Annotated in this window: 18 protein-coding genes; 9 read left to right on the top strand and 9 right to left on the bottom strand. The window is 67.3% G+C overall.

Annotated features, from left to right (window positions below; genetic code table 11):
- The first annotated feature begins 21 nt into the window (after positions 1-21).
- From AC1HFH_RS13470 to AC1HFH_RS13460, 3 genes are all read left to right on the top strand, one after another.
- Positions 22-228 carry a hypothetical protein gene (locus tag AC1HFH_RS13470; RefSeq protein WP_480243106.1) on the top strand — a complete coding sequence of 69 codons (207 nt, stop codon included), beginning with the start codon at positions 22-24 and terminating at the stop codon, positions 226-228.
- Positions 229-324: 96 nt separating this feature from the next.
- The gene (locus tag AC1HFH_RS13465) at positions 325-552 is read left to right on the top strand and encodes a WhiB family transcriptional regulator (RefSeq protein ID WP_480247843.1); all 228 of its coding nucleotides are present in this window, start codon (positions 325-327) and stop codon (positions 550-552) included.
- 98 nt (positions 553-650) lie between these two features.
- Entirely contained in the window at positions 651-1,079 is a 429-nt protein-coding gene (locus AC1HFH_RS13460) for an ester cyclase (RefSeq protein WP_480243105.1), read from the top strand.
- A 158-nt stretch (positions 1,080-1,237) separates the two neighbouring features.
- Here the strand turns inward: AC1HFH_RS13460 and AC1HFH_RS13455 are convergent, their stop codons facing one another.
- The 6 genes from AC1HFH_RS13455 to AC1HFH_RS13430 form a co-directional block, all read right to left on the bottom strand.
- Positions 1,238-2,161 (bottom strand): alpha/beta hydrolase, encoded by a 924-nt coding sequence (locus AC1HFH_RS13455; protein WP_480243104.1) that lies wholly within the window; start codon positions 2,159-2,161, stop codon positions 1,238-1,240.
- Positions 2,162-2,335: 174 nt separating this feature from the next.
- On the bottom strand, positions 2,336-3,841 hold the full coding sequence (locus AC1HFH_RS13450; protein WP_480243103.1) for a sugar ABC transporter ATP-binding protein: 1,506 nt from the start codon (positions 3,839-3,841) through the stop codon (positions 2,336-2,338).
- Positions 3,838-4,941: an SMP-30/gluconolactonase/LRE family protein gene (locus tag AC1HFH_RS13445; protein ID WP_480243102.1), complete on the bottom strand. Its 1,104-nt coding sequence runs from the start codon at positions 4,939-4,941 to the stop codon at positions 3,838-3,840. The genes AC1HFH_RS13450 and AC1HFH_RS13445 overlap by 4 nt, the downstream gene beginning before the upstream one ends.
- Entirely contained in the window at positions 4,938-7,100 is a 2,163-nt protein-coding gene (locus tag AC1HFH_RS13440) for an ABC transporter permease (RefSeq protein WP_480243101.1), read from the bottom strand. Before AC1HFH_RS13440 ends, AC1HFH_RS13445 begins: the two co-directional genes overlap by 4 nt.
- Positions 7,101-7,103: 3 nt before the next feature.
- The gene (locus AC1HFH_RS13435) at positions 7,104-8,177 is read right to left on the bottom strand and encodes a sugar ABC transporter substrate-binding protein (protein WP_480243100.1); all 1,074 of its coding nucleotides are present in this window, start codon (positions 8,175-8,177) and stop codon (positions 7,104-7,106) included.
- Between the two features lie 44 nt (positions 8,178-8,221).
- A complete protein-coding gene (locus AC1HFH_RS13430) occupies positions 8,222-9,244 on the bottom strand; it encodes an ABC transporter permease (RefSeq protein ID WP_480243099.1) in 1,023 nt (340 codons plus the stop codon).
- 514 nt (positions 9,245-9,758) lie between these two features.
- On the opposite strand from AC1HFH_RS13430, the gene AC1HFH_RS13425 reads away from it, so the two are divergent.
- Positions 9,759-10,820, top strand: a complete 1,062-nt coding sequence (locus AC1HFH_RS13425) for a helix-turn-helix transcriptional regulator (protein ID WP_480243098.1) — start codon at positions 9,759-9,761, stop codon at positions 10,818-10,820.
- 112 nt (positions 10,821-10,932) lie between these two features.
- Here the strand turns inward: AC1HFH_RS13425 and AC1HFH_RS13420 are convergent, their stop codons facing one another.
- On the bottom strand, positions 10,933-12,072 hold the full coding sequence (locus AC1HFH_RS13420) for an IS110 family RNA-guided transposase (RefSeq protein ID WP_480243097.1): 1,140 nt from the start codon (positions 12,070-12,072) through the stop codon (positions 10,933-10,935).
- A 225-nt stretch (positions 12,073-12,297) separates the two neighbouring features.
- Here AC1HFH_RS13420 and AC1HFH_RS13415 point away from each other — a divergent pair, with 225 nt between their 5' ends.
- On the top strand, positions 12,298-13,740 hold the full coding sequence (locus AC1HFH_RS13415; protein WP_480243096.1) for an MmgE/PrpD family protein: 1,443 nt from the start codon (positions 12,298-12,300) through the stop codon (positions 13,738-13,740).
- 61 nt (positions 13,741-13,801) lie between these two features.
- Here the strand turns inward: AC1HFH_RS13415 and AC1HFH_RS13410 are convergent, their stop codons facing one another.
- Complete coding sequence (locus AC1HFH_RS13410) at positions 13,802-15,412, bottom strand: helix-turn-helix domain-containing protein (protein ID WP_480243095.1); 1,611 nt, start codon at positions 15,410-15,412, stop codon at positions 13,802-13,804.
- A 192-nt stretch (positions 15,413-15,604) separates the two neighbouring features.
- On the opposite strand from AC1HFH_RS13410, the gene AC1HFH_RS13405 reads away from it, so the two are divergent.
- The 4 genes from AC1HFH_RS13405 (at position 15,605) to AC1HFH_RS13390 (ending at position 19,538) form a co-directional block, all read left to right on the top strand.
- Positions 15,605-16,486 (top strand): helix-turn-helix domain-containing protein, encoded by an 882-nt coding sequence (locus tag AC1HFH_RS13405; protein WP_480243094.1) that lies wholly within the window; start codon positions 15,605-15,607, stop codon positions 16,484-16,486.
- A gap of 119 nt (positions 16,487-16,605) precedes the next feature.
- On the top strand, positions 16,606-16,806 hold the full coding sequence (locus AC1HFH_RS13400; RefSeq protein ID WP_480243093.1) for a hypothetical protein: 201 nt from the start codon (positions 16,606-16,608) through the stop codon (positions 16,804-16,806).
- A 146-nt stretch (positions 16,807-16,952) separates the two neighbouring features.
- A complete protein-coding gene (locus tag AC1HFH_RS13395; RefSeq protein ID WP_480243092.1) occupies positions 16,953-18,143 on the top strand; it encodes a PucR family transcriptional regulator in 1,191 nt (396 codons plus the stop codon).
- A gap of 180 nt (positions 18,144-18,323) precedes the next feature.
- Complete coding sequence (locus AC1HFH_RS13390) at positions 18,324-19,538, top strand: CoA transferase (RefSeq protein WP_480243091.1); 1,215 nt, start codon at positions 18,324-18,326, stop codon at positions 19,536-19,538.
- A 61-nt stretch (positions 19,539-19,599) separates the two neighbouring features.
- Here AC1HFH_RS13390 and AC1HFH_RS13385 read toward each other — a convergent pair whose 3' ends face one another.
- Positions 19,600-20,157, bottom strand: coding sequence for a hypothetical protein (locus AC1HFH_RS13385; RefSeq protein ID WP_480243090.1), 558 nt, complete (start codon positions 20,155-20,157; stop codon positions 19,600-19,602).
- Between the last annotated feature and the right edge of the window lie 17 nt (positions 20,158-20,174).

Here is a 20,174-nt window from a genome sequence, read left to right as displayed (position 1 = left end):
CACTCCCGCCGAGGACCGACCATGAACGTACTGATCGAAATGACCAGACTGTGCCTGACCCGACCGACTCGGGACACCGGCACCGATGCGCTCGCGGCGTGGTATGCGACCAAGGCCCGGATGCACGACCATCTGGCGGCCCTCGGCGGGCCCGACAGCGCCCAGGAACGTGAGTACGCCACCATTGCCCGCGACCACGCCCTGCGCCTGGCCGGCGCGGCGAAGTAACCCGCGACGTTGTCCCGCGACCGACCCGCGATCCTACCCGCGCCGCGCGCCGAGGAATGGGAATGGCAGTTGCACGCCCGCTGCCGCTCCCACGATGTGAACCTCTTCTACGACACCGGCAACGAACCACGGAAGACCCTCGCCGCCAAACAGATCTGCGCGAGCTGCCCGGTTCTCGACCGGTGCCGGGACTACGCCATCACCGCCGGCGAGCCACACGGGATCTGGGGTGGCATGACCCCGACCGAACGTGTCCGACACCGGTGGCGCCACCTTCGACCACTCCCGACCCATCAGAGTGCGAATTCCTCGGCACACCAATAGTTTTCATCAGACTTCCAGGACAATACGAGGTTGTCATATATTATGTATACCGCCCTCGCAGATTCGAGGGGCCCTCTCCACTCGAAAGGCAGTTTCAAATGAGCGAGTTGCTCGACCTCGTCCACACCCACTACGACGGCCTGGACGCCGGCGACCTCGACCTCGCCGCACGACCGTTCAGCGACGACGTCGCGGCCGAGTTCCCGACCGGCCCGATCGAGGGTATCGACGCGTTGCGGGCTACCATCCAGGCATTCATCACCGCGTTCCCGGATATGAAGATCGACCGCCGCCATGTCTGGCAGGACGGCGACACCGCTGTCGCCGAAGTGTCGTTCTCCGGAACTCAGACCGGCCCCCTGGCCACCGCGGACGGCGAGGTCCCGCCGTCCGGCCGGGCGGTGAGCTTCCCGCTGATCGACATCTTCACCGCCCGTGACGGCAAGGTTGCCGAACACCGCGTCTACTGGGACAACGCCGGGTTCCTGACCCAGCTGGGTTTGCTGCCGGACCCCTCCCAGGCCTGACCGATTGCTGTCGGGGCTCGCCGCATACTTTCTGCAGTGCGCCCCGACAGCACTCACTGCGCGGGTTTCGGCCCGCACACGGCCATTCCATCAGCCGCCGCCCGAGTACCTCACACGGGAGAACAGCGCGGGATTCCGAGGGACCCCGTAGCAGCCGCCTACAGATTGTCGCGGTAGAACACCTTCAGCCGTTCCAGGGCCTGATCGGTGTACTCCTTCTTGTCGTACAGGTCGTAGTGGCTCGCGCCCTGCACCACCACCAGTTCTTTCTTCTCCGACCGGGCCCGGTCGTACAGCTCGTAGCCGTCCCGGTAGGACCCGAACCCACCGGGGATGTCACCGATGATGATCATCAGCGGCTGGGTGAGCAGGAGCTCGGCCAGATGGAAGGCGTCGAAGCCGACGGCCGCCGACAACCCGGAGAACAGCAGCTTGTTGGGCGAGCCCGCGGCCTGCCCACGCGGTGTCGTATAGTACTCGACCGCGTTGACGATGTCGATATCGGTGATGCCGGCCTGCTCCCGTTCCTCCACCGACCTGGGGATATACGTGGTGAGATAACGTTCGGCTCCCCGTGCTTCGGCCGTGCGCTGTTTGCCGATCGCCTCCAGCGTCGTCACCGCGGCATCCGGCGACATGTCGCCTTCCCGCATCAACCGGCCGTAGTTGGCGGCGACGACGGTGCCGAGCGCCTTGATCCGATGCTCGGTCATCGTCGCAGCGGCCGCGTAACCACCGCCACCACAGACACCCAGGCAGCCGATCCGGTCCTCGTCGACATAGTCGAGAGTCACCAGGTAGTCCACCGCGCACCGGAAGTCTTCGACGCGGGCGGCGGGATCCTCCAGGAACCGTGGTTCGCCACCGCTGGCGCCCTGGTAGGTGGCGTCGAAGGCGAGCGTCACGTAGCCCATCTCGGCGAGCCGCTCACCGTAGATGCTGCCGGCCGTCTGTTCCTTGCAGCTGCTGATCGGATGGCCACAGATGATCGCGGGGTATTTCTTCGACGGATCGAAATCCGGTGGAAACCGGAGGTCGGCGGCCACGTCGAGATTGCGATTCTTGAATTGCACAGTTTCCATGTTTTGCACTCCCTATCGAATGATGTGTCTCATTTGAAGGGCGGCGGCGCAGCGCCGTCGACCGCACAGGTCGCACTCGTGCAGGATCGAGCATCTCGCGAATGCCGGCGACCCGCCAGGGAGAGATTCTTCCCCCCTTGACGGTCCCGGTGGCCGTTGCGGCGGCGTCCGGGCTCAATGCACGGCAGCGAACATCAGCTTGCTGTCGTCGGCCTCACCGGGATCGAATTCGGCGACGATGCTGCCCTGTTTGGCGACCAGGATGCGGTCCGAAACTGCACGGATCTCCGGCAGGTACGACGAGATCACCACCACCGCCACCCCGGCGTCGGCCAGCGCCCGGATCATCGTGTGGATTTCGGTGATGGTGCCGAGGTCCACCCCGCGGGTCGGCTCGTCGATGATCGCGACCAGCGGTTGCCGGGTCAGCCCTTTGGCCAGCACCACCTTCTGCTGATTGCCGCCGCTGAGTTCCTCCAGCTTCGCCCGGTTCGGTTGCAGGGTCCGCACGTGGAACCGTTCGACGAACCGGTGGGCGACCGATCTCCGCTCGCCGGGCCGGACCAGCAGCGGGAGCCGGGCCGCGCTGCACAGGTGCCCGAAGTAGATGTTGTCGGCGATGGAGAAGTGGCCGAAGATCCCGGAGGCTTTGCGATCCTCGGTGATGTAGACGATGCCGGCCCGGCGGGCATGCCGTGGAGTGCGGAAGCGCACTTCGCGACCGTTCAACCGGATCGTGCCGCCCCGAAGCCGACGGCGTTTCAGTATTCCGCCGATGATCATCGCGGTCTCGCTGCGCCCGGCGCCGACGAGTCCGTAGATGCCGACGATCTCGCCGGGGTGCGCCGAGAACGACATGTTGCGCACGATGGGCAGCAGCGTGACATCGTCGACTTCCAGGATCGGCGCCGGGGCTGGGTTGCGACCCGGCGGTACCCGGCGGTGCTCGACGGTGCGGCCCACCATCATCTGCACCACCTCGGCCCGGTCGAACGCGGACCGGTCGAGGGTGCCCTGGACCTCACCGTCGCGCAGCACGGTGATGCGGTCGGCTTCGTCGAAGGCCTCGTCGAGCATATGGGTGATGAACACGACGCCGATACCGTGCTGTTTCAGCCGGCGCATGGACAGAAACAGCTGCAACCGTTCCTCCGGGGTCACCGACGCGGTCGGCTCGTCCAGAATGACCAGTTTCGCATTCCGGTGCACGGCACGGGCGATCTCGACCATCTGTTTCTGCGCGATTCCCAACGCCCCGGCAGTGGCATCGGGCCGAATGTGGAAGTTGTGGGATTCCAGCAGTTCCCGGGCGAGAACATTCATTCGGGACAGGTTGTTGAACGGCTTCTCCTGCCCCAGGAACAGGTTCTGCGCCACCGTCATGGATTCGACGAGCGAGCCTTCCTGGTACACCATGGCCACACCGGCTTCGGCGGATTCCCTCGGCGTGCCGAACCGGCGCTCCCGGCCGTCCACGGTCAGGGTGCCGGCGTCGTGACCGATGGCGCCGGAGATCACCTTCACCAGCGTCGATTTGCCCGCACCGTTCTCACCGAGCAGGGCGTGGACCTCGCCCGGCCGGACTTCGAAGTCGACCTCGCGCAGCGCATAGGTGCCACCGTAGTTCTTGCTGACACCCGTCAGCCGGATCACCGGCTCGGCTTTTCCGGGCTGTGTCATGCCAATCCCCTCTCGGTCGATTCCCGTTCCGGTGCAGCGGTTTCCAGCAGGGCGCCGAATCCACAGGCCGCCACTACGATCCGGTCGTCCCGGGCGGCCACACCGGTCACGCCGTGCCGGTCGCCGTCGGCCCGGGAGTGCATACTTGCTTCGATCCGGCCGCTCCGGCCGATTCGGAAGGCCAGGCCGTAGGACCGGGCCGGCGCCCACGGTTTGATCACGCCGTGCACCCGCAGTTGTCCGAGCTGCAAGGTGTCGGTGTAGGGGTCGGCGCAGCGTAGCCGGGGCACGAACCACTGGTCACGGTGGATCGTCTCGGTCATCTCCGCCAACAGCTCGGGTTCGTCGAGCAACAGTTCGGTGAACCGGTTGCGGGCGTAGGGTGCGGCCACCCACCGGTCGTCGCCGATCGCCACGATCCGGCCCGGGTAGACCGGCAGGTTCGGGGTGACCGACGTGCCGCTGCGGTCGAGCCGATCGATCGGGCGGCGTTCGATGCAGTGGTCGAAGCCGAGCGATATCAGCACCTCGGTGTCCGAGTCGAGCTCGAGCCCGGCGGGCCAGCCGAGACCGTCGGCCACCACGCGGGCCTGCCCGTCGTGGACGCGCACGATCCGGCCGGTTCGATCAGCGGTGACCAGAGCGCGCCCGAAGTCAGGGGTATGTGCCGAACCGACCGCGACGAGCAGATCCCCGCCGGGCAACCGGGCCAGGTCGGTGACGGCGGCCGTGACCGCCGGGTCCGTGCACAGGTCGCGGACCGCGCCCGATGGGTCGACCGTCACCAGGCCGACACCTTCGACGGCGGCGATCAGTCCGTCGTCACCGGACAGAAGGCAGCCGACCCGGCCGCCCGGGGCAGCGATCGTCGACACCGTTGCGTCGGTCACCGAATGAATGCGGTCACCGGCCGAGAACAGGATGTCCCCCGCCGCGGTGATCAGTACGTCGTCCGGTTCGAAAGCACCGGGCCGGAGCAGGACGGTGGCCTCGTCCAGGCGGCGATTCGCCCGCAGGCCCGCCTCGAACGGCGGCACCGTTCGGTAGCGCCCCCAGGCGGGGTTCAGCCATTCCTGCACGGCGCTGAGTGTGCGGTTCATCGGTCCACCTCCGCGAGGGTCCGGTCCCGGGCCGGCAGCCCCGGCACCTGCGCCGGATCGACCGTGCCGACCTCGCTCGGGTCGAGCTCGAGCCGCCCGATCCGGTTGTTGCTGACTCCGCACAGGTACAGGTGTCCGGCCCGTTCCTTGACTGCGGTCACCATCGGATAGTTGGCGAGAGACTCGTCCCACAGCACGTTCAGGACCTCGCCGCGGTCGTTGAACTTCATCACGCAGGAGACGTTGAGCTGCGGCACGATCCAGCTGTCCAGAGGTACCTCCTGGGTCATCCGGCGCCGCACCGCGGGATAGCGGTTGAGCAGATCCGACATCGGGGTACGCATGGAGACGAAGGGCAGCCAGTAGTTGCCGTCGGAGGAGCGGTTGAGGTTGTCGGGATTGCCCGGCAGGTTCTCCAGGACCGTCTCCAGTTGTCCCTGTTTCGGTCCGGCGATCCACAGGCGGTCCACCCGGCACAGCCCGGTGCTCGCGATCAGGATCGACTGTCCGTCGTGTGCCGTGCAGATCCCGTTCGGGAACACACTGTTGGACACCACGACCTCGGTGTCGCCGTCCGGGTCGATGCGCACCACGCGGCCGTTGGCCCGCGATTCCACCAGCTCGACCAGATACTCGGCGGCATTGCTGCGTGTCGAGAAGTCCGACACGTAGATCGAACCGTCGGGGGCCACGTCGAGATCGTCGACCGCGCGCAGACCGGAGTCGTCGAGCAGCGAGAACCGGCTCCGTGCGACCTTCGTGGCGACCGGCTCGGATTCGCCGTCCGGCCCGAGGCGGTAGATACCCATTCCGCCGACCGCGACCAACAAGCGGCCGTCCCGGTCCCAGCCGTGCCCGAGCGGAAAACCGCCGGTGCGGGAAAAGATCTCACCCTCGTCCGGTGCGTCGGCGCGGAACCGCCACACCCAGCCGCGCCGGTCGCCACAGTAGACATTGCCCTCGGGATCGACGGCGCAGTCTTCGGCGCCCTCGATCTTGCCGAGTCCGATCGGTGGCGCCGCGGTGAGTTTGTCGTTGATCGTCCAGACGGTGCCGGGTTCGGTGACGTCCACCAGCGGCCCGAGCGCTATCCGGCCCGGGTCGATCTTCAGTTTCTCCGCCGTCCGCTGCCGGTACTTGCCCCACTGCAGGTCCAGCACTGCGAACACCAGCAGTGCGGCGGCCAGGATAATGGTGTAGTAGGAGCCATCCAGCCGCATCGCGATGGTGGCCTGCTGGATCACCTGGACGACCAGGATGCCCACCGTGGCCCGCAGCACCGATCCCCGCCCACCTTTCAGGCTTACGCCGCCGAGCACCACTGCGGTGAGCGCGACGAGTTCCCAGCCGAAGCCGACCTCCGGGTCGGTGCGTCCGACCCGGGCGGAGGTGAGCAGCGCCGCCAGGCCCGCCAGGCTGCCCGACAGGACGTAGACGAAGAAGGTCACTCGGTCGACCGGGATGCCGTTGCGCCGTGCGGACCGGCGGTCGCTGCCGACCGCGGCGACCCACCAGCCCCATCGCGACCGGGTGAGGGCGAGGTGCACGGCGAGCAGGACGCAGCCGAAGAAGAACCAGCCGGTGGGGATCAGTGCGATACTGCCCTCACCGAGGAAGTCCCAGACGATATCGGGCTTCGGCATGCTCAATTCGAAGCTGTATGTGCCCTGCAACGCCGCCGCAGCACCACTGAAGGCCACCAGCGTGACCAGGGTGGTGATGAACGGGCGCATCCTGCGGTAGGCGATGAAGTAGCCGTTGACAGCGCCGAGCAGGCCGCCGAACACCACGGTGGCCGGTGCCACCACGGCCATCGGCCAGTCCCAGGCCCGGAACGCGACCATCGCGCCGATCGCGGTCAGGCCGACGATCGATCCGATCGACAGGTCGATTCCGCCGGCCACCAGCACCACCGTCAACCCAATCGCGAGGAGGCCCTTCTCGGAGACCTCGTCCAGAATGATCGGGGTGTCGGCCGGACCGACCGGAGTCGCCAGGACGAAACCTAGGCTCAGCAGCAGGGCCAGGCCGAGCGGGACGGCGCCTTCCATCCAGCGCTTCTCGAACAGATCGGACAGGGTCCGGGCCGGTGCCAGGCGATCCCGCCACCGGCCTCCGGTCAGGGGGAACGCATCGATTCCCCGGGAACGTGCAGCCATGGGTCACTGCCCCTTGTAGCAGGCGATCGTGGTTTCGTCGACGTTGGCGCGGTCGACCACGGTGTGCGGAACGAACGAAACCGTGTGGCTGCTCCCGGCCGGTGCGCCGGTCTGAATGAGCTGCTGGGCGGTGACCACCGCCGAGGTGCCGACACCCTGCACGTCATAGGACGCCGACGCGGTGACCTTCCCCTGCCGCAACGCATCACACCACAGGGTGTCGGCGGCCATGGTGTAGACGCCGAGCGAATCGGCCGGGACCACCCCACGGTCGACGGCGCTGCGCACGGCATCGCCGACGGTGATCGAGTTCAGGTCGTAGGTCACCAGGAAGCCGCAGAAATTGTCCTTCTGCTGCTGGATGATCGACTCGGCCGCCTCCTGTGCCGCGGCGTTCTGCCACTGGGTGTGCGCCGTGGTCACCACTTCGTAGCCGGCTTCGTCGAGGACGGTGCGCACACCGCGGTCCCACTGCAAGGAGGCGGCGTCGTTGCCCGGGCCGTCGATGATCGCGAACCGCTTCGGACCGTTGCGCCCGTCGCAGTCCGCGACAGCCCGCCGGGTGATGTCCTCGGCGGCGTGCACCGCATCGACCCCGATGAACGCATCGCCCAGACGGCTGGAGATCATGTTCACCACGATCGTGTAGATACCGGCCTGCTGGGCTTCTTCGATCTGCTTGCTCAGCACACCGACATCGGGGTTGTGCACGATCAGCACGTCCACCGCGCGGCGCGCAACCAGGTCACTGAGGATCCGCGTCATCTTGTCGGTATCGAAATTGGCATCGTAGACCTCGAATTCGGCGCCCAGGTTGCCGAAGGCCCGCTCCATCGAGGCGCCCCAGTTCATCGTCAGGTTGTAGCCCTTGTACAGGATGGGCACGAAAGCGATGCGCTTGCCCGCCATGGATTCGTGCACCATGTCCGTGGCGTCGAACAATTGCACGTTCTCGCCGAACGTCTGCTCGCCGTCGGCGGCCGGGCCGGCAGTGGAGGCACCGCCGCCGGTGGAACAGCCGGCGATCACCAGGGCGGACACCGAGGCGAGGGCGAGGGTGGTCAGTTGCTTCTTCATCGTCGAAGACTCCTTGTGCGTACAGTGATTCGGATCGGTGGGCGCTACAGTTCGCCGCTCTTGGCGGTCTCCTCGTCGCGGGGATGCAGCCAGGCGTCCAGCGCGATGGCGGCGATCAGGACGCCGCCGCGGATCAGGTCCTGCACCGCGGCAGTGAGGCCGTGCAGCACCAGCAGGTTGTTCAGTACGCCGATGAACAGAGCGCCGGCGAATACGCCGAGAATCGAGCCACGGCCACCCGCCAGAGAAATGCCGCCGATCACGACCGCGGTCAGGGCGGTGAACAGCAGCGGATCGAATGAGGTGACCGTGGTCTGGACGCTGCCCTGGATCGAGACCGTCACATAGCCGGCGAGCAGCGCCAGCAGGGCCGAGATCACATAGGTCAGTACCTGCAGCGGCCGGACCGGCGCGCCGGTAGCGCGGGCGGTCGCGAAGTTGTCACCCATCGCCCGGATCAGCCGACCGGCCGTGGTGAAGGTGACGAACAACCACGCCAGGACGAACACGACCGCGGCGATCAGCACGGGACGCGGGACGCCGAACACCGATCCGGCGCTGAGCTCGGCGATCCAGGATCCGGCCGGCAGTGGGTAGAAGTTGCTGTCCAGCACCAGGATGTCGACACCACCGATCACCAGCAGGCCGGTGGCGAGCGTGACGAACAGCGCCGGCACCTCGTAGTAAGCCACCAGGACGCCGTTGACCAGCCCCACCGCCAAGGCGATCGTCGCGGCGATCGCGATCGCCTGCCATTCGGGAGTGCCGCGCGACATCAGGGCCAGGGTGGCCTGCGCGCAGCCGAGCGCGACGCCGGCGATGGACAGGTCGATCCCTTTGCCGAGAATCACCAGGGCCGCGCCGACCGCAAGGATCCCGAACGCGGCGGACAGGCGCAGCAGCCCGGCGAAATTTCCGGCGGTGAGGAATCCCGGTGTCGTGAGGGCGCCTGCCACACACAACAGCACCGTGAGGCCGAGGACGAAATACGCCTGTTCGGAGCGACCCAGCCGGTCCAGTAGGCCCGAACGCGGCGCGGTGGTCGGGGCTGTCGCTGTCGTCGTCATGATGCTCCTCTTTCTCAGAACTCGATGACGGCTTCGCCGCTCGCCTGCTTGTCGGACTCCCCATATGCCCGAGCGACGTCGGCGAGACGCCGGCGGTCGAACGCGGCGAACTCGAGCCTCCATTCGCCGTTCAACACAACACCTCGCATAGTGCATCGGCCCTTTCCGTCCCAGTCCTTACCGAGCAGGGCGAGAGCCCGTACCGGTCGGAGACATGCATGATGTTTGATATATCTCGATGTCGCACAGGTTCTGCATCACATTCCGAGATACCGGCCGCTTCCACGGCGGATGAGATCCACATCACCCATTCCGGGCCGTGGCAGTACGTTAAACAGCGAGTGTGGCAGCTCACAAGGCTTCCGCCGCGGAGTCACCAGAAAGTCGTATGCGGCTCCGACCGACGGCGGATGCCCGCGACGAGCAAGGCCGGAGGACACGTTTCGGCCAACCCTCCCCCAGGCGTTCAGACATTGAATATTATGTATGCAAGTGGTATGGACTGGAGCGGCACGTGGTCATCAGAACGACAATCGACGAAGTCCCGGCAGGTACACCCGGGCCAGCCGGCCTCTGGTACAGCCTGATCGCCGAGGCCGCCGAGATCCTCGGCCGGCAGATCCCGGAGCCACCCCGCCGGAATCCCGACAGCGCACTGACCCTGCTCGGCCGACTGTGGGACGCGGCCGTCGCAGTGTTGCCGCACACCACCGGTAGCACCGACCTGGAGCGCGTCGCCGCACTACTGACCCGGATCCGGGCCGCCGAGGCCGAGATCCTGGCGGAGCGCACCGGCGCAGGTGAGCATCAGCTGCGCTGCGCGGCCGGGGCCATGGCCCGGCTCCGCGGCGCCCGCACTGTCGACGAATTGCTCACCCGAGCTCCGGAAGCACTCGCCACGATGGGCTTCGACCGGACACTCGTCTCGACAACCGAGGGCGCGGCCTGGCATATGCACACGATGTACGTCGCCCGCGATCCCCGATGGGCCGAAGAGATCCTCGCCGCAGGCCGCGAATCGGCGCCGACGCTCGACGGCCAGCTCGTGGAGAGCGATATCGTCACCCGCGGCCGACCCGGCCTGGTCTTCGATGTCCAGCACAATCCGCGGGTGATCCGGCCCGTGGTGGAACTGACCCGCTCCAGCTCCTATGCGATCGCCCCGCTGATCGTGAACGGCACAGTCGCCGGGCTGGTCCACGGCGACTTCTATCACCAGCGCCGGGAGGTCGATGCCACCGCCCAGGCCATGCTGGCCGTCTTCGCCGAGGGACTGAGTCACGCACTCACCGGCGCGATCCTCCTGGATGGCCTCACCGCCGTGCGGGCCGACTTCGACCGGCTCACCGACCCCGGTCCGGCCGCACCCGCCACCACCCCAGCCCCGCCACTGTCCGACCGGGAGGCCGAAGTGATGAACCTCCTGGCCGCCGGCCGGGCCAACCGGCAAATCGCCCGGCAGCTGGCCATCTCCGAGGCCACTGTCAAAACCCACATCACCCACATCCTGCGCAAGCTCGGCGCCGCGAACCGGGCCGAGGCCGTCGCACTCTGGCTCCGGGCCCCGGCCCGGTGACCGCGGCCGAACCACGGCGGAAGCGTGTGCAATAGAATATATGATATTCACTACCTGGCCCCGGTCGGACACTCCGATCCCGCCCGCACCGAGAGGACTCTCAATGACCGTGTCAAGCCGCAGCGGCTGCCGGGGCCGGTGTGTCGAGGGTGAATTCGTGGCCGTCTCGCAGCAGTGCCCACAACACGTCGACCAGGCGCCGGGCCAGGGCTAAGAGGGCTTGGGTATGGATGAGTCGCTCAGCGCGTTTTCGGTCGTAGAACCGTCGCGAGGGTCCGTTGTCGTAGCGCAGGCTCGACAGGGCCGCCATGTAGAACACCCGCCGCATGCGCCGGTTGTAGCGTTTCGGGCGGTGCAGGTTGCCGTTGACCCGGCCGGAGTCGCGGGGGACCGGGACAAGGCCGGCATAGGAGGCCAACCGACCCGCGCTGGCGAAATTGGCGAGGTCACCGCCGGTGCCGACGAGGAATTCCGCCCCGAGTCCGGGGCTCATGCCGGGCAGGGACTCGATGATGCGCGCCCATGGGTGCGCCCGGAATCGGGTCGTGATGAGTTTGTCGGTGCCCTTGATCTCGCGATCCAGGTCGAGGAGCTTGCGCGCGATGCGTTTGACCAGCATCGCGGTGTCGGCTTCGCCGGGCAGGGCCAGACTCTGGCGGCCGGCGGCGTCGAGGGCGGTTGCGGCAGTCTTGGCGATGCCCGGCTTCCATGCCCCATTGTCGGTGAGGTGTGTGGTGACACCGTCGAGTCCGGCTTCCAGTGCGGGGAAGATCGACCCGAGCAGCGCACGGAGTCGGTTGGTCCCGGCCACCCAATCCGCCATCAGGTCGGTGTGGTAGCTGGTCAGCTGGGTCAGCCCGACCACCAGCTCGTCGGGCATCACGACCTGGTTCAGGTCTTCACGCAGGCGGACGCTCTGGGCGATCACTCGCGCGTCCTTGGCGTCGGTCTTGCCCTCGCCGCGGAAGCTGCCGGTCATCGAGTTCACAACTCGGCCCGGCACATACGTCACTGCTTGATCGGCGGCCAGCAGTGCCGTGATCAGCAGCAACGCCATCGGGCTGGTCAGATCGATCGCCCACCGCACCTGCTCGGCGGCCTGACCGGCGCGCGCGATCACCGCTTCGATCGCGGCTTGGTCATTGCCGAACTTCTGGCTGAACACCGTTTTTCCGGTGCCGTCGATCCCGCACGCGTGATGGGCATGCTTGCCGACATCGATTCCGACCCAGATCTGAGGGCGAGTTGTCACCCACGTGCTCCTGACTTCGCAGTTTCAGCCCGTGGACGACCCCGCCGTCAGATCCCTAACCAGCGACGACCGCAACAAGCTCTCGATCAGCAGCCGGAGCGTCCAGCGCGACGGGGCAGCCAGTCCTTTCGAGCCTCGACCGAGGCAAAACGCCATCAGCTACACCCCACCGCTCTGGGCATCCAGGGCACCAACCCCAGACACCTACAAACTTAGGGACACTCCATGACCGAAACACTCGTCGAACGGCTGGCCCGCTTCACCACCGAAGCCGACTATGCGACGCTTCCCGCGGATGTCGTCACCGAAGCCAAACGGCTGCTGCTGGACGCGATGGGTTGTGCGCTCGGCGCGGTGGACGAGCCCAAGGGCCGGATCGGTATCGACTACGGCAAGCTCACCGGCGGCACGGACGGCGACGCCACCATCATCGGCACCGACGACCGGGTATCGATCTTCGGCGCCTCGTTCGCCAACGGCGAGCTGATCAACGCCCTCGATTTCGATGCCGTGCTGCCACCCGGGCACGTTTCGCCCTATGTGCTGCCGACGACGATGGCCCTGGGTGAAAGCCGCGGCCGATCCGGCCAGGACGTCCTCGCGGCGGTGGCGCTCGCACACGAGATGTCGTATCGCTTCTACAAGGGGATGGACTATCTGCGGGACGTCCAGAACGACTCGATGGACCTCTCACCGGTGATCGGCTACAGCGTCACCGTGTTCGGGGCCGCCGCGGCCGCCGGCAAACTCGCCGGCCAGTCCACCGACACCCTGGCCGATACGCTCGGCATCGCCGCAGCCGTCTCACCGGTCAACTCCATGCGGCCCTGGATTGCCCACGCACCGAGCGCGACGATCAAGTACCTCCTCGCGGGCACCCTGACCCAGTCGGCCCTGACCGCCGTGCACATGGCGGGCCTCGGTCACCGAGGCGACCGGCTGATCCTCGACGACGCCGAGGTCGGCTACCGGCGGTTCATCGGCACCCGTCGATGGGAGCCGGACGCCATCACCACGGAACTCGGCAACGAATGGCGCTTCATCGCCGAACAGTCCTACAAGCCCTACCCGCATTGCCGTATTCTGCACGCCCCACTGCACGCGCTGACCGAGATCCTGGCCGCCCACGACCTGGCCCCGGACGAGATCGATGCCATCCGTTGCTGGGGCGAAGCCGCAGTGATGCACCCGCTGTGGCAGAGCCGCATCATCGAAAAGCCGCACGATGCCCAGTTCGACATCGCCCACGGACTCGCCGTCGGCGCCCACCGCGTGCTGCCCAGCAAGGCCTGGCACGACCCGGAACTGGTCTTCAGCGATTCGGTCCGGCGACTGATGGACCGAGTCACCTTCCAGCCGCATCCGGACTACTTCGCACAGCTGTCCGCCCACCCGTCCGCACGCCCCACCCGGATCGAGGTGGACGCCCGCGGGACCACCTTCAGCGCCGAACGGACCTTCCCGAAAGGCAGCCCCTCCCCGGACCCGACAACCCTGATGACCACCGATGAGCTCGTCGAGAAGTTCCGGGTGAACGCCGGACCGGTCCTGCCGGACGACCGCATCGAGCAGATCGTCGAGCGGGTCCTGGAACTCGACAAGATCGACGATTTCGGCACCGTGATGCGGTTGCTCGCCCCCAACGGCACCGGTCGCGGCGCCGCCTGAGAATCACCGGAACCCCGCTCGCACTTCCGGCAAGCGGGGTTTCGTTCTCCCGAAGCAACTCTCAGGCGATCCGCAACGCGCGAATGCGGTTGTACAGCGTGGACCGGCTCACTCCGAGAGCCCGTGCCGCCTGCAGCTTGTTTCCGCCCGCCGCCTCGATGGCGGCCACGATGACCTCCCGTTCGGCCTCCCGCAGCGGCGAGGCAGGAACGTGACCCGCCCGGTAGATCTCGGGCAGGTCGGCGGGAATGATGTCACCGGCCGACCGGGCCGCTGCCAGCGCCTCGATCACCCGCCGCAGTTCGGCGATATTGCCGCGCCACGGCTGCGTCGCCAGCACCCGCAAGGTCTCGGCGGTGAGCCGGGTTCGGGTGTGTCCGGTGACCTCGGCCAGCAGCTGTTGGGCCAGGTGCGGGATCTCGTGGCGCCGGCGACGCAGCGGAAGTAGTTCCCGGCGCTCGTTGCACAGTGTCGCCAACGGCGCATGCACCGCATCGAGATGGGCACCGGGGGTGGCGGTGAGAACCACCGGCCGCATCGCCTCCCGGATCAGCTGGGTGAGCAGGGCGGTCAGCGGTTCGGAAAGCAGTTCGATGTTCTCGACGATCACGGCCGGACCCGGGCCAGTCAACATCATTTCCACAGCTCGGGCCCAATCTCGTTCTCCCCGGAGCACCACCTCGGTGGCATCGATGACGATCGAGCCGGGACCGGCAGCGCTACGCGCCTCGCTGCTGCGCCCGGTACCGGCCTCACCGACAACCAGCAGCGGCCAGCACGGAGCGGATAGTGCTGTGGTGGCGCCACGTCCGGCATCCGATTCGTCGGCAATGTCCACCAGCACTCCGTCCGCGCCTTCGATGGGTGTGCAGTGCAGATGCACTGTGCGCCCCGACACCAGCACGAGGCGATAGTCCTGCGCCGCGCCGCCGGCCACTGCCTCGGCACACGCGCGTACCGCTGCGTGGTCCGCCGGTTCCAGCAGGTCGAGTGCAGCCGGCGTCGCGAGGACGAGGCCTTCGCCGAGCACCACCACGGGGCGGCCGCGCCGCCCGGCGGCCATCTGGAACACGCTCATCAACCGGTTCCGGGCCCGGGGCGAATCGGCTTGCAACCGGTCCTCGACCTCCCCGGCCAGCCGCCGGGCCAGCGGTGCGGACAACCGGTGGTCGACGTCGAATTGCCCGCCGATCGCGAGCACACCTTCCAGCCGCCGGGTCACCGGATGGAAGATCGGCTGCCCATAACAGGTGAATCCGCGAAAGGCCGACAGAAAATGCTCGCGGCCGCGCACGAGCAGACCTCGACGGATCTCGACGGGTGTGCCCAAGGCATTCGTCCCGATCCGTTCCTCACCGAGCCACGCACCCGGTACCAGACCGAGTCCGGCCATTGCCTCCTGGATCGGACCGGTCGTACAGCGAATATCGACGACGCGCGCCAGTTGATCGCCGACGACCAGCGACACCGCACTGCCGTCCAGCTCGGCCATCGTGCGTGCCAGCACCGGTGCCGCCGCCCTCGCCAGGGCCCCCGCCGGGCCGGACCGCGGGCCGGGACCGAGCCGCGGTTCGGCGTCCTCGGTCAGCCCGTTCAACCGTGAACGCCGCCAGGACGCCACGATATCGGGCCGATTCGCTGTCCTGTGCGCCTGTGGCGAGATCGTGGGCACCAAACACCACCTGTTCCGACGCGTGATCCAGCACGGTCGACGATCGGTCAACATACTCCGAATACTGCATTTTATACGCAACCATGTGACGTAGCACGCAGTTGCCTTCGCAGCGTATAGCCGCCACGCCGACTGAGCATGGGAAGGATTCCTCCCAGGCACTGCCGGTAAATCCGGGACTACCGTGGACGCATGCCCGACAAAGCGCCCCATCTCCGCGAGCTGGGTGGCTTCCTGAAGGCCCGGCGCGGCGAACTCACCCCCGACGAGGTCGGTCTGCCCGTGCGCAGCAGCACACCCCGCCGGGTCAGCGGGTTGCGCCGGGAAGAAGTCGCCGAGCTGTGCGCGATCAGCACCGACTATTACACCCGGATCGAGCAGGGCCGCCTCGCCCCCTCGGAACCGGTTCTGGCTGCGCTGATCCGCACCCTGCGCTTGGACGACGACCAGCGCATCTACGTGACCAGCCTGGTGGCACAATCCGGACGCCGCACGCCCGCCACGCGTGGGCCGAAGACCGTCCGCCCGCAACTGCATCGATTACTGGAACAGCTCACCGATACCCCGGCACTGGTGTTCGGCCGCTATCTGGACATCCTGGCGTGGAATCGGCTCGCCGCGGCGCTGATCACCGATTTCGACCAGATGCCGCCGCGACAACGCAATTACGTGCGGATGGTGTTCACCGATCCGGCAATGCGCACGCTGTATGCCGATTGGGAGAGCGTCGCACGCACCTGCGTAGCGATTCTGCGAATGGAAGCGGCCGAGAGCCCGAACGATCCCCAGTTGTCAGCGCTGGTCGGTGAGCTCTCGATCGCCGATACCCAGTTCCGCCAATGGTGGGCCGCGCGCACCGTCGCCCGGCAGGAGTTCGGTACCAAGACACTGCACCACCCGGAGGTCGGCGATCTGACCCTGGACTGGGACACCTTCCGCTATGCCGGCGACCCCGACCAGCAACTCGTCCTCTGGTCCGCCGAACCCGGCACGCCGGCGCACGAGAAGTTGCGCATCCTCACTTCATGGTCGGCCCGGCCGTCCGGACACCCGGCTCCGACCCGGCCGGACTGAGCCACACCATCGGAACTCCGGTCGATCACCTTCTTCGATTATATTATATACTACGTAGTATTGGAACTGGCGGTTCCTTCGACGCCGTAGGCCGCCCCGCACCCCACCGGAGTGAACCAGTGCGTATCGCCACCGACGTCACCGAGATCCTCGACTACTACGGTCGCTGCCAGAACTGCGACTACCCCGCCACGGCATCAGTGCTTTCGCACCGCTGCGCCGACGGCACCACCCAGCACGAGGTCATCGCCACCTACGCTCTGCCCTGTGGCTGGCGGGCTCCCGTGCCGCTCACCCGGATGACCGCACCGGGACGCTGAACCGGGCGAAGCACAGCTGCGATGTCCAAGTTCTTGGACACCCTCCCCTCCGAACGGGCTCTAGGATCGAAACGTTCACGATGTTCGGCGCGGGCCGGGACCCGGTGACCGGACCGTCACCGCACTCACCGAACAGGATTCCAGCGATGCCGAAAGGATCTCCGGCGCCTGCCGACCACAGCACCGAACAGGCCAGCCTGGCCGACGACTACCTGGTCAGCGCGGTACAGGATTGCGTCGAACTATCGATCTGCATTCTCGACGGCCAGGCACGTCCCGAACAGATCCGCCGCCTCGAACAGGAAGCAGCCCAATGGGCACGGGCCGGGATTCCGATTGCGAACATCCTCGGACTGGTCCACGACGGCGTCCGGCTCGGCATCGAACTGGTCGGCAGCAGAGTCGATGCAGGCCGGGCACTCGACGACGTACGCGCCATCGATTCCGACATCGTGCTCGGACTGCTCGACACCGTGACGGCAACCGTCGCCCGCGGCTACACCCAACCGCCTGTCGCGCCCCGGCCTCAGCAGCAACCGGCCGCCCATTCGGTGGCGTGGGCATTGCTCGACGGCCAACCCACCGCCACCCTGGCCCGGCATCACGGCATCGACATCGCCGACGAGTACTGGACCCTCGCCGTCACCATCCACCGCCGCCCGGCCACCTCCGCCAGAGAAGCCGCGGCCCGCCGTTCCGAGGAGCCGCCGTTCCGGCGCATCGGAGCCGAACTCGCGAACCGGTTTCGCACCACCGCACTGCCGATTCTGTCGTTCGAGGGCGGCACCGTGCTGCTGCCCGCTACCGCAGTCACCGACGAGGAGCTGAACGATCTGGTCGACGACCTCGGCCACGCTGCGGACGTTCCCGTGACCGCCACCGTCATCCGGTCGGCGACCGCCGACATCCCGACCAGCGCCGAACTCGCGCACGAACTCCTCGATCTGGTGCACCGCCTCGGATCGACGGGAGGCCTGCACCGCTTCGCCGATCTGGTGCTGGAGTACCAGCTCACCCGGCCCGGGCCGGGCCTGGAGCGACTCAGCGCCCTGCTCGACCCGCTCGAGGACCAGCCCGACCTGATGCAGACCCTGCAGTGCCACATCGCCAACGACCTCAGCCGGCGACGCACCGCTCAGACACTGCATTTGCACCCCAACTCGGTCGACTACCGACTCAAGCGCATCGCTCAGCTCACCGGGCTGGATGTCACTCGTGCGGCCGGCCTGTGGTATCTGCGATCGGCACTGATCGCACGCAGTCACCGCACCGCTCCCCCGGGACCGAACCAGCGCCCCCCACGGCCGAAAGCGATTCCGATCAAGGGCAGCGCATGAGTTTCGGCCGTGGTCCGGAACCGACAGAGTGAACGTATAATATATTCTGTTTCGGGTTCGCACCCACGCTACCCCGACTCCTGACGAACGGAACGACACCTTGCGACGAGCAGACAACCCCGGCGAGCCCGGTCACCGGCCGGATCGAACCGATTCCCGCCCGATCGAGGAGGCCCAGGCATGAGCGATCAACCCTTGGACGGGCTGCGGGTCGTCGAGTTCGCAAGTTTCGTCGCCGGGCCATCCGCCGGCATGACCTTGGGGCAACTCGGCGCTCAGGTGATCCGGGTGGACCCGCTGGGTGGCGGACCCGACCGGCATCGCTGGCCGGTCGCCCGCGACAGCGGCGAGAGCCTCTATTGGACCTCCCTCAACCGCGGCAAACAATCGGTCGCGGTCGATGTTCGCAGCGACGAGGGACGAGAGCTGCTCCTCGCCCTCGCCACCGCGCCGGGACCGGACGCCGGGCTGGTGGTCGACAATGCCGTCGGCCGACCGTGGTTCTCCTATGAAGCGCTCGCCGCACGCCGCGCGGACGTGATCAAGGTTCACATCGGCGGCCGGGCCGGCGGCGGACCAGCGGTGGACTACACCGTGAACACCGAGGTCGGCGTCACCGATCTGACCGGCCCCGCAGATTCCCGCACGCCCGTGAATCACGTCCTGCCCGCCTGGGATCTGATCGCCGGGATGACCGCCACCACTGCCCTGCTCGCCGCACTGCACCGCCGTGAGCGCACCGGGTCGGGCGCCCACCTGCAGATCGCGCTCGCCGACGTCGCCCTGGCCGGCGTCGCCAACCTCGGGTGGCTCAGCGAGGTACGCGAACGCGGCGACCGCCCCCGGCACGGCAACTACATGTACGGCTCCTTCGGCGCCGACTTCGTGACCGCCGACGACGAGCGAGTGATGATCGTGGCCCTGACCCCGCGGCAGTGGCGGGCCCTGTGCACGGCCACCGAGACCACGAAGGTGATCACCGCCCTGGAGGAGACCCTGTCGGTGGACTTCACCGACGAATCCCACCGCTACCTGCACCGTGAAACCCTTGCCGCCGTGATGCGCCCCTGGTTCGCCGCCCGCGGAATCGACACCGTCAGCGAGGCACTCACCGACGCGGGCGTCCTGTGGAGCCGCTACCGCACCATGAGCGATGTCGTCGCCGACTTCGCCGCCGGCACGACCAGCGACGTACTGGCCGAACTGGACCAACCTGGCGTCGGCCCGGTGATCTCCGCGCACAGCCCGATTCGCGAAGGCGACACCTACGGCCCGGTACAGCCCGCCACCACGCTCGGCGCCGACACCGACCAGGTGTTCGCCGACGTTCTCGGACTGGGCTCCCATGAGCTCGGCCGGTTGCGGGACGCAGGGGTCATCGGCGATTCGGAATAGTCCTGTCCGCACGACAGCACACACCGTACGGGCAGGCGGCATCGACCCGAGTCGAACCGAATCACCTCGTGAGACGGGCGCGCGGGGATCGGTCCGGAAAGAACGCGTTCGGATACGTTCCGGGTCGGCGCCCGTGGGCACGGCGCTCTTCGGTGTCGAGCGCATCCAAGCGCTGCAACAGCTCGACGCCATCGAGGGCAGTGCTGCGATGTGCGCCCAGTACATCGGCAAAGCTAACGGTGGGATCGTCGTTTCCGAAGATTCGCGCTGTCGCATGGGTTGCCGCGTTACGGCGCTTCGACCAGGACCGGACCTCTTCGATGACCGCCCGGAAGTCTTCGTCCGTTTCCTTGCGGGGGTTCGATGCCGTGTCGTGTCCGTGCAAGAGGGCGCTGCACAGCGTGCCCAGTGCGAAGGACGACGGTTCTTCGCGACGCACATGGGATACGCGGCTGGCCAGCCGATCACCGATCAGCGAATCGAGCACGGTGACGGCCTCGAGATAGTGACCGGATTCGATACATTCCGTCACCCGGTCGAAGGCCTCGGTGTAGCGGCGGAGCCGGGCCACCCCCAGACCCGGACCGCGTGCCTTTTCCCGCTTACGCTTGCCGTCCACCGCCGTCCTCCCTCAAC

This window comes from Nocardia sp. KT25-26 (genome assembly GCF_056627695.1).
The sequence above is the reverse complement of the archived record's forward strand: the minus strand, read 5'-3'. Positions and strand labels throughout refer to the sequence as shown.